The sequence below is a fragment of the Nitrobacter sp. MLSD-S21 genome (genome assembly GCF_058809865.1).
The window spans coordinates 117,438-132,419 of record NZ_JBXASZ010000004.1; the positions used below are offsets into that span (position 1 = coordinate 117,438).

Below are 14,982 nucleotides of genomic sequence, written 5' to 3' on the forward strand. Positions count from 1 at the left end.
CAGTCGACGAATCGGGAGATACCGCCCGATCATCCTCCGCTAGCTCGTGCGCCGAGTGCGGATCCGGTTAGAAATTGTTTCACGTGAAACAAGTCGTCGGCTCGGAATCATCTTCGTCGAAATGCAGGACTCGTTTGTCCGATGTTTCACGTGAAACATTTCAATCGGTGAACCGGATCATCGCGCGGAAGCAGCCGCTCTCTTCCGCGTTTCCCGACGGAGATAGGCCGCGAGAATCCCCAGAGCGGCCGGCGTGAGTCCGTCGAGACGGCCTGCCTGCCCCACAGTGCGCGGCTGAGCGTTTTCCAGCCGGTTTCGGGCTTCATTGGAGAGGCCGGGAACCGCACTGTAGTCGATCCCGGTGAGAATCAGCCCCTCGTCGCGACGAAACGCCTCGACATCGGCGGTCTGGCGCTTCAGATAGACGTCGTATTTGGCATCGATCTCGAGATGCACAGCGATTCCCGAATCCACGGCCGACAGCTCCGGCCAGATCGCGGCCACGTCATGCCAGCCGATCTCCGGATAAGACAACAACTCGAACGCAGACCGCCGATGGCCGTCGCGATTCAGCGAGAGTCCGTAGCGGGCAGCCTCGTTCGGCGTCACCGACAGCGACATCGCCAACGCCTTTGCCGCGCGCAAGGCCGCCATCTTGCCCCGATGATGAGCCGCGCGCCCTGCCCCGACGCATCCGATGGCAATGCCCTTGTCCGTCAGCCGCTGGTCAGCATTGTCGGCGCGGAGCGTCAGCCGATACTCGGCTCGGGAGGTGAACATCCGATAGGGCTCGGCGATTCCGCGCGTCACAAGATCATCGATCATCACACCGAGATAACCGTCAGCGCGGTCGAACACGACCAAATCGCCGTCGCCCGCGGCCAATGCTGCATTCAGCCCCGCAACAAGCCCCTGTGCCGCCGCCTCCTCGTAACCTGTCGTGCCGTTGATCTGGCCAGCCAAAAACAGCCCGGGCATTCGCCTGGTCTGCAAGGTCGGTTCAAGTTCGCGAGGATCGACATGGTCATATTCGATGGCATAACCCGGACGGGTCATCCTGACCTTCTCCAGGCCGGGAATGGTCGCAAGTATCGCGAGCTGCACGTTTTCCGGCAGCGAGGTCGAAATCCCGTTGGGATAAACCGTGCTGTCGTTGAGGCCTTCCGGCTCGAGAAAGATCTGATGTCCGTCACGATCGCCGAAGCGGACCACCTTGTCCTCGATCGAAGGACAATAGCGCGGACCCGAGCTCGTAATCTGGCCGGAATAGATCGGCGAACGATGCACGTTGGCGCGGATCACCTCGTGCGTCGCCGGCGTGGTGCGCGTGATGCCGCACTGGATCTGGGGCGTTGTGATCCGCTCGGTCATGACCGAGAACGGCTCCGGCGGATCGTCCCCAGGCTGCATCTCGACCGCAGCCCAGTCGATGGTCGCGCCATCGAGCCGCGGCGGGGTTCCGGTCTTGAGTCGGCCAAGGGCGAAGCCGATCCGCTCGAACGACGTGGATAGGCCAAGTGCAGGTGCTTCATCGACCCGCCCTGCCGGCCAACTCTTTTCGCCAAGATGGATTAAACCGCGCAGAAAGGTGCCGGTGGTGACCACGACGGCGGCGGAGGTGAAGTGCCGGCCATCGATCAGTCGAATGCCGGCGATCCTGCTACCGGAAACAATCAGGTCATCCGCCTCGCCTTCGATCACCTCAAGATTCGCGGTTTCGCGAATCGCAGCCTGCATGGCCGCGGCGTAAAGCTTGCGATCCTGCTGGGCTCGCGGACCGCGGACGGCTGGGCCCTTGCGACGATTGAGCATTCGGAACTGAATGCCGGCAGCATCGGCCATACGTCCCATCAGACCGTCGAGGGCATCGACCTCGCGGACCAGATGGCCCTTGCCGAGTCCACCGATCGCTGGATTGCAGGACATCGCGCCCACGGTGCTAAACCGATGGGTGACCAGCGCGGTTCGCGCGCCGGTACGCGCGGACGCAGACGCGGCCTCGCAGCCAGCGTGGCCACCCCCGATCACGATCACATCGAATGCTGATGCCATAAGCTTCTCGGCTTCTCGCCAATACCCGGTGCGACTTCTATCTCAGGCTCGCAGAATCCGAAAGTTCGGACTCGGGATACAAGGCTCGGTGTTTCACGTGAAACACCGCATCCCCAAACCTCCCGGCACACTTGATCTTGCACTAAGAAATGAAATATTATTCACTATTTACCGACGCAGAATTCTAAAAAGAGTGAATCAAGAATATCGTCTATATCGACACGACCGAGCAGCCGCCCGATAAAATGAACTGCAATTCGCACCTCCTCGGCGACAAGTTCGTCGCCCCGACCGGCCAGCGCCTCTGCCTTTACAAGCGATGCTGCAGCATCCCGCAATATGCTGCGATGCCGCAATCGCGTGATTGCGCCCGTCTCACCCCGTCCAAGCCAGATGCCCGCGAAAGCCGTGAGCGCGGCCACCAGTTCATCGACGCCATCACCCCGCGCCGCCGAAATGCGAAATTGCCGCGTCGGGGCGCGTTGCTCCATTTTGGTTTCGACCTGCCCCAGGTTCGCCCCACCGTTCTCCGGGTTAGAAAGGTCGATCTTGTTTCGTATCAGCCAGAGTGAAACGTCTCCGTTGACAATTGATCCATCCGGCTCGGCGCTGTGATCGGCCGAAAGCCACAGCACCAGATCGGCCGACGCCGCCCGGTCGCGGGCCCGCCGCACGCCCTCCTGCTCGACGGGATCGTCCGTCTCGCGAATGCCGGCCGTGTCGATGAGCGTCACCGGATAGCCATCGAGATCGAGATAGACTTCGATGATGTCACGCGTCGTTCCCGCGTGCGGCGACACGATCGCCGCTTCGCGACGGGCAAGACGATTGAGCAGCGTCGACTTGCCGGCATTCGGCGGACCGGCGATCGCGACCGTCAGACCGTCGCGCAGGCGTTCACTCTGTACTGATGTCGCAAGGGTTTGTTCGATCTCGCGACGGAGCTGCGCGATCTTCTCCAGCGCCGGTTTCAGCAGGTCTTCCGGTACATCGCCTTCATCGACGAAATCGATTCCGGCTTCGATCAGGGCCGAGGCATCGATCAGCTCCTTGCGCCAACCTCGCGCGCGATCGCCAAGCAGGCCCTGCAACTGACGCAAGGCCTGACGGCGCTGCCGGTCGGTGTCGGCATGAACCAGATCATCGAGACCTTCGGCTTCAGTGAGATCAATCTTGCCATTCTCGAAGGAGCGCCGGGTAAACTCTCCCGGTTCCGCAGTTCTCGTATTGTCGATCGACGACAACGCCGCGAACAAGGCATTCAGCACGGCTCGGCCACCGTGAATGTGAAACTCCGCAACGTCTTCACCGGTTGCGCTCGCAGGCGAGGGGAACCACAAGATAATAGCATCATCAATTGCTTCACCGGCCCGGTCGCGCAGCAATACGCGCGTCGCCATACGCGCAACGGGAACTGCACCTGCGATGTCTCGAAGTGCGGTGCCAGCCTCTGGGCCGGACACACGCACAACAGCGATCGCCGACGTCGGCCGGCCCGACGACAGCGCAAAGATCGTTTGTTCTCGCGGATGCATGACTTATGTCTTGGACTACTTCGATGATCTGAACTTCAAAGCAATTGCAACGAACCCCGCCGTACGTTTTCCGCTATCGCAGATTCGCAGAAGGGCACTCCGATATGAATCACGTCGCTACGGGGTCAGACCGCCCAGAGAACCGTCTGGCCGCGGAAACCAGTCCCTACCTGCTGCAGCACAAGCACAATCCCGTCGATTGGTGGCCCTGGGGACCCGAGGCGCTCACTGAGGCGCAGCGCAGCAACCGTCCGATCCTGCTCTCAATCGGTTACGCAGCCTGTCACTGGTGCCATGTCATGGCGCACGAAAGCTTCGAAGACGACGAGGTCGCCGCAGTGATGAACGAACTGTTCGTCTGCATCAAGGTCGATCGCGAGGAGCGGCCTGATATCGATCAGATCTACATGAGCGCGCTGCACCATCTCGGCGAGCAGGGCGGCTGGCCGCTGACGATGTTCCTGTTGCCCGATGGATCGCCGTTTTGGGGCGGCACCTATTTTCCGAAGCTACCGGACTTCGGCCGCCCGGCATTCACCGACGTTCTACAATCGGTGGCGCAGGTCTTTCGCGATCAGCCTGATAAAATCTCGCGCAACCGCGACGCGCTGATCGCACGGCTTTCCGAACGCGCCAAGTCGAAAAACCCGGCCAATCTCGGCGTTGCCGAACTCAATAACGCAGCCGTCGCCATCACACGTTCAACCGACCCGGTGCACGGCGGCCTGCAGGGCGCACCAAAATTCCCGCAGTGTTCGGTGCTGGAATTTCTCTGGCGCGCCGGTGCGCGCACCCACGACGACCGCTTCTTCTCGGCCACAACGCTGACCCTGACCCGAATGAGCCAGGGCGGTATCTACGATCACCTTGGCGGCGGCTATGCACGCTATTCGGTCGACAACAGATGGCTGGTGCCGCACTTCGAGAAGATGCTTTACGACAACGCACAGATCCTTGATCTGCTCGCGCTCGACTATGCACGTAGCAATAATCAGTTGTACCGCGAACGCGCGATCGAGACGGTCGATTGGCTGCGCCGGGAAATGCTGGCGGCCGAGGGCGGTTTTGCCTCTTCACTCGATGCGGACACCGAAGGCGAGGAGGGCAAGTTCTACGTTTGGTCTCTGAAAGAGGTCAATGAGGTGCTCGGCCCTGCCGACGCCGCCGATTTTGCCGCGCGCTATGACATCACCGCAAACGGCAATTTCGAAGGTCACAATATTCCCAACCGCCTCAGAAGCATCGATGTGGCCAGCGACGACATCGCTCACATGCGGGCGCTGCGCGAAAAGCTACTGGCGCACCGGGAAAGCCGGGTTCGTCCGGGACTCGATGATAAAGTTCTCGCCGACTGGAACGGCTTGATGATCGCCGCTCTCGTTCACGCCGCTTGCGTCTTCGACAAGCCTGACTGGCTGCAAACCGCGCGAACGGCGTTCGAGTTCGTTCGGACCAACATGACCCGCAACGGGCGGCTTGGACATTCCTGGCGCGAGGGAAGGCTTTTGATTCCGGCGCTCGCGTCCGACTATGCCGCGATGGGACGCGCCGCGCTCGCTCTGTTCGAAGCGACCGGCGACAACGCATATCTTGCGCAGGCGTTACGCTGGCAATCCACGTTGGACACGCACTACGCCGATGTCGACCATGGCGGCTATTACCTAACGGCCGACGACGCCGAAGGGCTGATCGTGCGGCCGCATTCGACGGCCGATGACGCCATCCCCAACCACGACGGACTAATCGCGCAAAACCTGGTACGGCTCGCCGCGCTGACCGGCGCCACAAAATGGCGCGACTGCATCGATAACCTCTTCGCTGCCTTGCTGCCGAGCGCGACCGAGAACGGCTTTGGCCAGCTGTCGCTCATGAATGCGCTTGATCTTCGCCTCAGCGGCGCGGAGATCGTCGTGGTCGGCGAGGGCGCACAAGCCGACGCGTTGCTCAGCGCCGCACGAAAACTGCCGCACGCGACAAGCATCGTGCTGCACGCGCCGCATGCCGATGCGCTGCCGCAGGATCATTCGGCGCGAGCAAAGATTACGGCGGTGACGCAAAGCGCCGCTTTCATCTGCCGCGGTCAGTCCTGCTCGCTGCCGTTGACCCATCCCGAGGCCCTTAGCGGGATTTTATAGCGTTTCGAGCGAAGTGGTGACCGGTTCGCGTGAAGGAACCACGTCAAAACGATAATCCAGAGCTTCGCTTCTGATTCAATCAGAAGCAATAATGCTCTAGGAGACTCGAAAGCGGGTTGAGAAGCCAAACACTTTCGCTTGCGCGAGAGCCGCGCACCCAAGCCCGAATGATCAAGTATTCATCGACTCAAAGAACTCACCGTTGTTCTTAGTGTTGCGCAGCTTGTCGAGCAGGAACTCGATCGCATCCATGGTACCCATCGGGTTGAGGATGCGCCGCAGCACATACATCTTCTTGAGCAGTTGCGGATCGGTGATCAGCTCTTCCTTGCGCGTCCCGGAGCGGGCGATGTCGATCGCCGGGAAGGTTCGCTTGTCGGCGACCTTGCGGTCGAGGATCAGCTCCGAATTGCCGGTACCCTTGAACTCTTCGAAGATCACTTCGTCCATACGGCTTCCGGTATCGACCAGCGCGGTAGCGATGATGGTCAGTGAGCCGCCTTCCTCGATGTTGCGCGCTGCGCCGAAGAACCGCTTTGGCCGCTGCAAGGCGTTAGCATCGACGCCGCCTGTCAACACCTTGCCGGAGGAGGGCACCACGGTGTTGTAGGCGCGGCCCAGACGCGTGATCGAATCGAGCAGGATAACGACGTCGCGACCGTGTTCGACCAGACGCTTGGCCTTTTCGATCACCATCTCGGCAACCTGGACATGGCGCACCGCCGGTTCGTCGAAAGTGGAAGACACGACTTCGCCTTTCACCGAGCGTTGCATGTCGGTGACTTCCTCGGGACGTTCATCGATCAGAAGAACGATCAGATAGCATTCGGGATGATTGGCGGTGATGGAGTGCGCGATGTTCTGCATCAGCACGGTCTTGCCGGTCCGTGGCGGCGCCACGATCAGGGCGCGCTGACCCTTGCCGATCGGAGCGACGATATCGATAACCCGCGCCGACAGATCCTTACGAGTGGGATCTTCCAGCTCGAGCCGGAACCGCTGATCGGGGAACAAAGGCGTCAGGTTGTCAAAGTTGACCTTGTGCTTGGACTTCTCGGGATCCTCGAAATTGAGCGTGTTGACTTTCAACAACGCAAAGTAGCGCTCGCCCTCCTTGGGGCTACGAATGTGCCCTTCAATGGTATCTCCGGTTCGCAGACCGAAGCGGCGAATCTGCGATGGCGAAACATAGATATCGTCCGGACCAGGCAGATAGTTAGCGTCCGGCGAGCGCAGGAAGCCGAAGCCGTCCGAGAGCACCTCAACGACACCCTCGCCGATGATATCGGTTTCCTGGATGGCAAGCTGCTTCAGAATCGCGAACATCAGCTCCTGCTTGCGCATGGTGCTGGCATTTTCAACCCCAAGCTCTTCCGCAAACGAGACGAGTTCAGCTGGAGTCTTGGCTTTGAGGTCTTGAAGTTTCATTTCCCGCATTGGGAGAAGTCCTGTGGAATGCTTGAGGAGGATTGCCAGGCGGTTTCGTGAAGATGCGGACGACGACCGAAAGAAAAGTCCGCAGTCCTGCCCGTACCGGGAAAAACCTCGAGCGAGGAAGGGCACCGAAAGGCTTCAAACCTGACGTGGCGACCGGTTCGATTTAGAAACCGGGACGCGACCACATCCGCCTGCGTAGGGTGGGATGCGCACAATATAGAAAATTGATTGCCTCCGCGCAAGGAGGTGCTGACAGACTCTTGCCGGTCGTTTTCCGGCCTAAGATGGCTTGACGATGACCAGAATAACGATGCCTATCATGAGGGCTGTTACAACCTCATTGATAATACGATAGAATTTCTGACTCATCACATTGCGGTCGGCCGCGAAATCGCGCACGCGGCGGGCGAAATAGCCGTGAACGGCGGACATCAGGATGACGAGCGCCAATTTACCCTGAAACCAGCCGACCGAATACCACTGACGCTCCCACATCATATAAAGACCGAGTCCCCAAGCCACCATCATCGCCGGATTGATGATGGCCTTGAAGAGCCTGCGCTCCATGATCTTGAACGTCTCGGATTGCTTCGAGCCGATCTCCGCATCGCAGTGATAGATAAACAGCCGCGGCAGATAAAGCATTCCCGCCATCCAGGAAATGATCGCAATGACATGAAAGGCTTTGATCCATTCGTACATCGATCGTCTCGTTCAGGTCTCGGTCTTACGATCTGCCGCGCGTCCAGTACCTGCCAGAATCGGAGCGATATCCGCAAGCGACTCTTTCTAAAGAAAATCTTAAGATTCTTCAGTTTGAGTTTAAGTGACGGTGAATTGGGCGAACACAATGTCGTCCCCGTCTTTTCCGTACCTTGCCCACATAGGCACGAGATTCCGAGGCATTCACGATCAATCAAAAGATCATCGTGGAGCCAGGTACTTACCCCGCATTCGTACGTGATTATCAAGAGACAAGTCCACACAGCCCTACTATCTTCCGAGACGGCGGACAGAGTTTTGCCTTCAGGAGACCTGTGAAGAAAAATCAAGGTTATCCCGTAGCTGTCGCAGAATAAGCGAAATTGCGGCTAGGTCTCCACAACGATACACAGGGTATGCAGGTCCATGGCACCCGTGACCGGCCGCGATTTTCATCTTCATCTTGTCTCCGATTCGACTGGCGAGACGCTGATCACCGTTTCACGCGCGGTGGCCGCCCAATATGCCGATGTCACGCCTATCGAACACGTCTACCCTATGGTTCGCAGCCAGAAGCAGCTCGATCGCGTTCTTGCGGAAATCGAGGAAGCGCCGGGAATCGTTCTGTTCACACTGCTGGAAAAGGATCTGGTGGCGCGCCTCGAGGCCAAGTGCCAGGCGATTAACAGTCCAAGCCTTTCGATTATCGGCCCGGTCATGCAGCTGTTTCAGGCCTACCTTGGCGCTGATACGACCGGCCGCGTTGGTGCCCAACACACGCTGAACGCGGACTATTTCAAGCGTATCGACGCCTTGAACTACACGATGATGCATGACGATGGGCAGCACGTCGAAGGTCTGGAGGAGGCGGACGTTGTTTTGGTCGGTGTGTCGCGCACCTCGAAGACACCAACGTCGGTCTACCTTGCCAACCGCGGCATCCGCACTGCGAACGTTCCGCTAGTGCCGGGCATCGCGATTCCACGTCAACTCGAATCGTTGAAGAACCCCTTGGTTGTCAGTCTTCATGCAACACCCGAGCGCCTGATTCAGGTCCGGCAGAACCGGTTGTTGAGCATCGGGGCAGGACCAGGCAATGAGGCCTATATCGATCGCCAATCTGTTACGGACGAAGTGATCCACGCCCGCCGCCTGAGTATGAAACACGACTGGGCTCAACTGGATGTCACTCGCCGGTCGATCGAGGAGACGGCCGCGGCGATCATGAAGCTGTTTGCCGACAGGCGCCGGCAGCGTGGTCCGGGGTAGGCCGGAAATGGCGATATGGCGCGAATCAAAACCCCTGATACTGGCGTCGCAAAGCCGGGTGCGACAACTATTGCTCGCCAATGCAGGTCTGTCATTCGAGACAGTCCCGGCTGCGATCGACGAGCGAACCGTCCAGCAAAGTTCCGGCCTCACGACCGCCGGTGAGATCGCGGCCCGTTTGGCCTGTGAAAAAGCACGTGACGTTTCGTTGCGCTCGCCCGGCCGCTACGTCATCGGGGCGGATCAGACGCTCGAATGCGATGGCTGTCTGTTCAACAAGCCGGTCGGGCGCGCGGGGGCGGCCGCACATCTGCGTGCGCTTTCTGGGCGGACTCATCTTTTGCACGCCGGCGTCTCGGTCGTGCGCGATGGTAAGCCGCTGTTTGAAAATGTCTCAGTCGCGCGGATGACGATGCGGGAACTGAGCGAGGACACGATCAGAGTGTATCTGGACGCGGCTGGCGATGCGGCTTCCTCCAGTGTCGGCGCCTATCAGCTCGAAAGCCTCGGCATCCATCTATTTAGCCTGATCGAAGGAGATCATTTCACCATTCTAGGCTTGCCGCTGTTGCCGCTGCTTGCTTTTCTGCGCTCTCAAGAGTTGCTATCGCTGTAACAGCGGATGTTCGGATATGCTGGTGCTTGGGCTGACCGGCTCGATCGGAATGGGGAAATCGACCACCGCCCGACTTTTTTCAGAAGCGGGGATTCCGGTTTACGATGCGGACGCGGCCGTTCACGCCATCTATGAAGGAGAGGCGGCCCCGGTGATTGAGGCCACGTTTCCCGGCACGACCGTCGACGGCAAAGTCGACCGTGAGAAATTGTCGGCAAAGGTCGTGCACGATACCGCAGCCATGAAGCGGCTTGAGGAGATCGTGCACCCCATGCTGCATGTCTACCGTCGCGCGTTTCTCGAGCAGGCTGAGCGGTCAGGTGCAGCGGTAGCGGTGGTTGATGTGCCGTTGCTGTTTGAAACCGGCGGCGAGCAGGATGTCGACGCGGTCGTTGTCGTCACGACAACGCCTGACATTCAGCGCAAGCGCATCATGGCTCGCAACAACATGACGAGCGAAAAGCTGGAAGCAATCCTTGCCCGGCAGTTGCCGGATGCCGAAAAGCGCACGCGGGCGGATTTCGTAGTGGATACCTCGCACGGTCTTGATCACGTGCGCGCGCAAATCCGGGAAATCTTGGCAGCAGCTGCTAAGATGCCGCGGCGGCGGCTCTGATTCTCCTGAGCCGGTCCGCTTCTGAGGGAATCAGAAGCGAGCACTATGATTTTGATTTGACGCGTTTTCTTCACGCGAACTGACATTCACTTCGCTGGAAAACGCTCTAATATCACGAAAGCGCATGCGCGAAATCGTTCTCGATACCGAAACCACCGGCCTGGATCCGCTGCGAGGCGATCGTCTGGTTGAGCTCGGTTGCGTTGAGATATTCAACCGCATGCCGACGGGGCAAACGTTCCACCGTTACATCAATCCGGAACGCGATATGCCACAAGAGGCGTTCGCGGTACATGGCCTGTCGAGCGAATTCCTTGCCGACAAACCGCTGTTTGCGCACGTCGTTGATGAGTTTCTGGAATTTATTGGTGATGCGCCTCTGATCATTCACAACGCATCGTTCGATATCAGCTTCATCAATGCCGAGCTTGATCGCCTCAAAAGGCAGGCGATCGGCCGCGAGCGGTTGGTAGACACGCTATTGATGGCGCGTCGAAAACATCCCGGCGTCTCGAACCGGCTGGACGACCTGTGCTCGCGCTATGCCATCGACAATAGCCGCCGAACCAAACACGGCGCATTGCTGGACGCCGAGCTGCTTGCGGAAGTCTATATTGATCTCATTGGCGCGCGCCAGTCGCAATTAATCCTGGCTGAAGCCACGCCCCGTCAATCCGGCGGAACTTTGGAACTGCCAAGACGTCAGCGAACGGTGCCGCTGTCCTCGCGCGTGACCGAGGCCGACCGCATTGCGCATCGGAATTTCGTCGCTACGCTCGGCGAGAAGGCGATCTGGACAGAATTCCTGGCCCAGGAATCCGAAAAGCTGAATCCAGTCCTGGAACGGGATGGCGTCTGATTCACGTATATGAATCGCCTTTAAGGGCGACGGCCTCGCTCGCCGTGGATTAGCTTGGCTTTTGTTGCGCCGCGGCGGCGGCCTGACGCTCCATGTTTTGTCGATACAGGCTTACAAAATCAATTGGGTCGAGCATCAGTGGCGGAAATCCGCCGCCACGAACGGTTGTGGCGACAATTTCGCGAGCGAATGGGAACAGCAGCCGTGGGCATTCGATCATGACCAGGGGGTGAAGATTTTCCTGGGGGACGTTGACGATTCGGAACACGCCCGCATAGGCGAGCTCGAAACTGAACATCAGCTTGCCGGTATGTTCAGCCTTGCCTTCGACTTTAAGCACCACCTCATAGTCGTTCTCCGCCACGTTGCTGGCGCCCACATTGATCTGAACGCTGATCGACGGAGGCTGTTGCTGAGGCGCGAGGGAGGCGGGCGCGTTGGGATTCTCGAAAGAGAAATCTTTGGTGTACTGGGCCAGCACGTTCAATTGGGGTGAAGGGGCTGCCTCGGGAGGCGTGCCGTTGCCGTTGGTCATGGATCTCTCTCTCCTAAAACTTCAAGCCGACTTGTCAGACGATGCGCCTGCTTGAAGAGCGAAGTGCCGCGTCGGGGCGAGTGGCTAACATAAGCCTGCCGCTGTCCACAAGGACGGCGGACGCGCCAGTGAACCCGGGGGCGTCCCTCGGCCGCACCACAGGCCTTTCGCCCGTGCCCTCAAACTGTTGAGGGAATGCGCTTTCTGCCTGCAATCGGACTTTCCCCTTTGATCGGAAACGCGCTATGTTTGGTCAACTTGGCAAAGGAGGCACCCTCCCTGGTCCGCTCGTTATGCTAAAATCCGCCCTTGGCCGGACTATGTTTCGTACTTAAATAAATCCGGCCGTCCGATGCGAACCTGGCCCACGGCTGGACGTTTGTTCGCAGGCCGTGATCCTAGCCGATCAGAAAGTGAAGACGACGTGGATATTTACACCATCATTTTCCTGGCGCTGGCGGTCTTTATTTTCCTGCGTCTGCGCAGTGTTCTCGGGCAGCGGACAGGAAGTGAGCGTCCGCCTTACGATGCTACGCGGGAAGTCCTGCGTGGTACCCAGGACAACAACGTCGTTCCGGTGCCGGGAACCGTGATCAATCAGTCATCCGCGACGCCCACCGCCGATGTGGGGCCAAATTCCGATCGCTGGAAGAATTTGGCTGAACCGGGCACGACACTCGCTTTAGGGCTCGATGCTATTGCAGCCCAGGATTCCTCCTTCGATCCCGGGCATTTCCTGAGCGGCGCACGCAGTGCCTATGAGATGATCGTACTGGCATTCGCCAACGGGGATCGCCGGACTTTGAAGGACCTGCTGTCGTCGGATGTCTATGAAAGCTTTGATGCGGCTATCAAGGATAGAGAGAGACTCGAGCAGAAGACCGAAACGCGATTTGTATCAATTGATAAAGCCGAGTTGATCGGTGCGGAATTGCGAGACGGCGCCGAGCAACTGACGGTCCGCTTCATTTCGCAGATGATTTCTGTCACCCGCGACAGGACCGGAGTGATCGTCGACGGAAACCCTGAGAAGATTTCCGATATTACCGATGTTTGGACGTTTGCCCGCGATATCTCGTCGCGCGATCCGAACTGGAAACTGGTTGGCACCGGAAGCGTCAGCTGACTTCTATCGGTTAAGAAGGTGCGCGGTCGGATTATGCGTCGCCGCCGCGATTGCGCCTGTCGCCGCCCAAGCTCACGATAGCCATCATCGTTCGGCCGGGCCGCTCGAGATCGTTGATGGTCAATACTCGCCGGTTTCCTGGGCTGGCATCGCTGGCTGGAACAACGACAATCATCTTGACGCGTTCAAGGCTTTTCGCGCCAGCTGCCGCGCCGTCACTGTGCGGCGTATAACGGCCGTCAGTCAGAAGGCGCTCGGCGCAACCTTGTGGGAGCCGTGCCGAGCGGCGAAGACGGCCAACATCTCAGACGACGCCAAAGCGAAAGCCTTCTTCGAAAACCATTTCCGGGCCGTGCGCATTTCACGTCTCGGCGAAACGGACGGTTTCGTTACCGGCTATTACGAGCCAATCATCGACGGGTCGCGCGCCAGAACGGATGTCTACACCGTCCCGGTTTACCGGCGCCCCTCGAACCTTTTTGTCCGGGGATTCACGCAAAGCGCGCCGAGCCTGCCCAACAGCGGGCCGGTGTATCGCAAGATTGGCCGCCGAAAGCTGGTCCCCTACTACGATCGCGCCGAAATCGAGGATGGCGCGATCGAAGGCCGCGGCCTCGAAATCTGCTGGCTCAAGAGCCAGACCGATCTGCTCTTCACGCAAATCCAGGGCTCAGCGCGCGTTCGGCTCGAGGACGGCTCCACCTTACGCATCAACTATGATTCCTATAACGGATATCCATATACCGCAGTCGGTCGTATTCTGATCGAACGCAGCATCGTCCCGAAGGATCAGATGTCGATGCAACGCATCCGGCAGTGGATGAATGAAAACCCGGATGGCGCCAAGGAATTGCGCCGTCAGAACCGCTCCTACGTGTTCTTTCACGAGGTGAAGCTCTCGGACAACGACGAGGCGATCGGAGCACAGGGTCTGCCTTTGACGCCGGGCAGGTCGATTGCGGTCGACAAATCGCTGCATGTCTATGGCACGCCTTTCTTCATCGAAGGCGAGTTGCCGATCGAATCCGAACAGGCGAAAACGCCTTTTCATCGACTGATGATTGCGCAAGATACAGGCTCTGCCATTGTTGGTCCGGCCCGCGCGGACCTTTACTTCGGCGCCGGTTCGGAAGCGGGGCGGGTGTCGGGCCGTCTGCGACACCATATGCACTTCGTCATGCTCGTCCCGAACAGCCTTGATCCGGTCGCTCGCGCCAGAACCATGCCGCTTCCGCAAACACGACCCTCGGCAAGAATAGCAAAGCTTTTTCCGCCCAAGGATCAGAAGCCGGCCAACACCCCGCATACCTCCGCGCCCTCTTCTTTTCCCGCGGGTGAACAAGCCGGGGCTGCTCCGACGCCAGCGGCGAAAGCCGCACCATCGAACGCCACCCCGCTGCCCTCGGCGCGGCCTGAGGTCAGATCCATGCACAACCGGCGGCATCGCACCCATTACCGCCGCCGCTGGCATCGCTGGGCGCGATGAAACGCTTGTCGCCCGACGCATCCGCGCGGCCAAACCGCCAGCGCGTACTTACGGAGGAAGAGCGCCGTTTGTGGGAAGGCGTTGCGGGGCAAGCCAAGCCATTGCGCAAACGGCCTCGGCCAGATCCATTGCAACTCCGGCTTGAAGTGAAGTCCGCCAGGATTGCGAACCCCGCGACGTGGTCCGAATCAAGCTCAATCAAAAAAACGGCCAGATTCAATAGCCCGCAGCCAGCGCCGCTCACCCGCCGCGAGCGATCGCAATTGTCACGAGGGCGGAAAGACATCGATGCCCGGATCGACCTGCATGGCATGACGCAAACGCGGGCATATCGAGCCCTTCTGCAATTTTTACAAAACGCGTCGGGCGATGGCCTCACCTTCGTGCTTGTCATTACCGGCAAGGGCCGCGCGAGGGGGCTGGACTCCGAGCGGGGCGTACTGCGCCGGCAGGTCCCGCAATGGCTTGCTCTCCCCGAGTTTCGCTCGCTGGTCGTGGGTTTCGACGAGGCCCACTCCGGCCATGGCGGCGAGGGCGCGCTTTACGTGCGGTTGCGACGCCGAGTCAGAGCATAATCCCGAAAACGAACCGGTTTTCGGGATTGGATCATCCGC

Annotated in this window: 13 protein-coding genes; 8 read left to right on the forward strand and 5 right to left on the reverse strand. The window is 59.3% G+C overall.

Annotated elements, in window-relative coordinates; translation table 11 throughout:
- Positions 1 to 177: 177 nt before the first annotated feature.
- Both mnmG and mnmE read right to left on the reverse strand, forming a co-directional pair.
- Positions 178 to 2,052, reverse strand: a complete 1,875-nt coding sequence (gene mnmG / locus AC1RT6_RS13780; protein ID WP_079445162.1) for a tRNA uridine-5-carboxymethylaminomethyl(34) synthesis enzyme MnmG — start codon at positions 2,050 to 2,052, stop codon at positions 178 to 180.
- Positions 2,053 to 2,216: 164 nt separating this feature from the next.
- Positions 2,217 to 3,587, reverse strand: a complete 1,371-nt coding sequence (gene mnmE, locus AC1RT6_RS13785) for a tRNA uridine-5-carboxymethylaminomethyl(34) synthesis GTPase MnmE (RefSeq protein ID WP_079445163.1) — start codon at positions 3,585 to 3,587, stop codon at positions 2,217 to 2,219.
- Positions 3,588 to 3,691: 104 nt separating this feature from the next.
- On the opposite strand from mnmE, the gene AC1RT6_RS13790 reads away from it, so the two are divergent.
- Positions 3,692 to 5,722, forward strand: a complete 2,031-nt coding sequence (locus AC1RT6_RS13790) for a thioredoxin domain-containing protein (protein WP_079445164.1) — start codon at positions 3,692 to 3,694, stop codon at positions 5,720 to 5,722.
- A gap of 171 nt (positions 5,723 to 5,893) precedes the next feature.
- Here the strand turns inward: AC1RT6_RS13790 and rho are convergent, their stop codons facing one another.
- Both rho and hemJ read right to left on the reverse strand, forming a co-directional pair.
- Positions 5,894 to 7,159 carry a transcription termination factor Rho gene (gene rho, locus AC1RT6_RS13795; RefSeq protein ID WP_009796565.1) on the reverse strand — a complete coding sequence of 422 codons (1,266 nt, stop codon included), beginning with the start codon at positions 7,157 to 7,159 and terminating at the stop codon, positions 5,894 to 5,896.
- Positions 7,160 to 7,438: 279 nt separating this feature from the next.
- On the reverse strand, positions 7,439 to 7,861 hold the full coding sequence (gene hemJ, locus AC1RT6_RS13800; protein ID WP_079445165.1) for a protoporphyrinogen oxidase HemJ: 423 nt from the start codon (positions 7,859 to 7,861) through the stop codon (positions 7,439 to 7,441).
- 426 nt (positions 7,862 to 8,287) lie between these two features.
- On the opposite strand from hemJ, the gene AC1RT6_RS13805 reads away from it, so the two are divergent.
- From AC1RT6_RS13805 to dnaQ, 4 genes are all read left to right on the forward strand, one after another.
- On the forward strand, positions 8,288 to 9,130 hold the full coding sequence (locus tag AC1RT6_RS13805; protein WP_493029506.1) for a pyruvate, water dikinase regulatory protein: 843 nt from the start codon (positions 8,288 to 8,290) through the stop codon (positions 9,128 to 9,130).
- 7 nt (positions 9,131 to 9,137) lie between these two features.
- On the forward strand, positions 9,138 to 9,746 hold the full coding sequence (locus tag AC1RT6_RS13810) for a Maf family protein (protein ID WP_079445188.1): 609 nt from the start codon (positions 9,138 to 9,140) through the stop codon (positions 9,744 to 9,746).
- A gap of 16 nt (positions 9,747 to 9,762) precedes the next feature.
- Complete coding sequence (gene coaE / locus AC1RT6_RS13815) at positions 9,763 to 10,362, forward strand: dephospho-CoA kinase (protein WP_079445167.1); 600 nt, start codon at positions 9,763 to 9,765, stop codon at positions 10,360 to 10,362.
- Positions 10,363 to 10,486: 124 nt separating this feature from the next.
- The gene (gene dnaQ, locus AC1RT6_RS13820) at positions 10,487 to 11,221 is read left to right on the forward strand and encodes a DNA polymerase III subunit epsilon (protein ID WP_079445168.1); all 735 of its coding nucleotides are present in this window, start codon (positions 10,487 to 10,489) and stop codon (positions 11,219 to 11,221) included.
- A gap of 49 nt (positions 11,222 to 11,270) precedes the next feature.
- Here the strand turns inward: dnaQ and secB are convergent, their stop codons facing one another.
- The gene (secB, locus tag AC1RT6_RS13825) at positions 11,271 to 11,756 is read right to left on the reverse strand and encodes a protein-export chaperone SecB (RefSeq protein WP_079445169.1); all 486 of its coding nucleotides are present in this window, start codon (positions 11,754 to 11,756) and stop codon (positions 11,271 to 11,273) included.
- Between the two features lie 424 nt (positions 11,757 to 12,180).
- Here secB and AC1RT6_RS13830 point away from each other — a divergent pair, with 424 nt between their 5' ends.
- Genes AC1RT6_RS13830 through AC1RT6_RS13840 form a run of 3 tightly spaced genes read left to right on the forward strand, consistent with a single transcriptional unit; the run spans position 12,181 to position 14,943 of the window.
- Positions 12,181 to 12,882: a Tim44/TimA family putative adaptor protein gene (locus AC1RT6_RS13830; RefSeq protein ID WP_079445170.1), complete on the forward strand. Its 702-nt coding sequence runs from the start codon at positions 12,181 to 12,183 to the stop codon at positions 12,880 to 12,882.
- Positions 12,860 to 14,368 carry a murein transglycosylase A gene (gene mltA / locus AC1RT6_RS13835; RefSeq protein WP_472791079.1) on the forward strand — a complete coding sequence of 503 codons (1,509 nt, stop codon included), beginning with the start codon at positions 12,860 to 12,862 and terminating at the stop codon, positions 14,366 to 14,368. Before AC1RT6_RS13830 ends, mltA begins: the two co-directional genes overlap by 23 nt.
- The gene (locus AC1RT6_RS13840; RefSeq protein ID WP_079445172.1) at positions 14,365 to 14,943 is read left to right on the forward strand and encodes a Smr/MutS family protein; all 579 of its coding nucleotides are present in this window, start codon (positions 14,365 to 14,367) and stop codon (positions 14,941 to 14,943) included. Before mltA ends, AC1RT6_RS13840 begins: the two co-directional genes overlap by 4 nt.
- Positions 14,944 to 14,982: the final 39 nt, after the last annotated feature.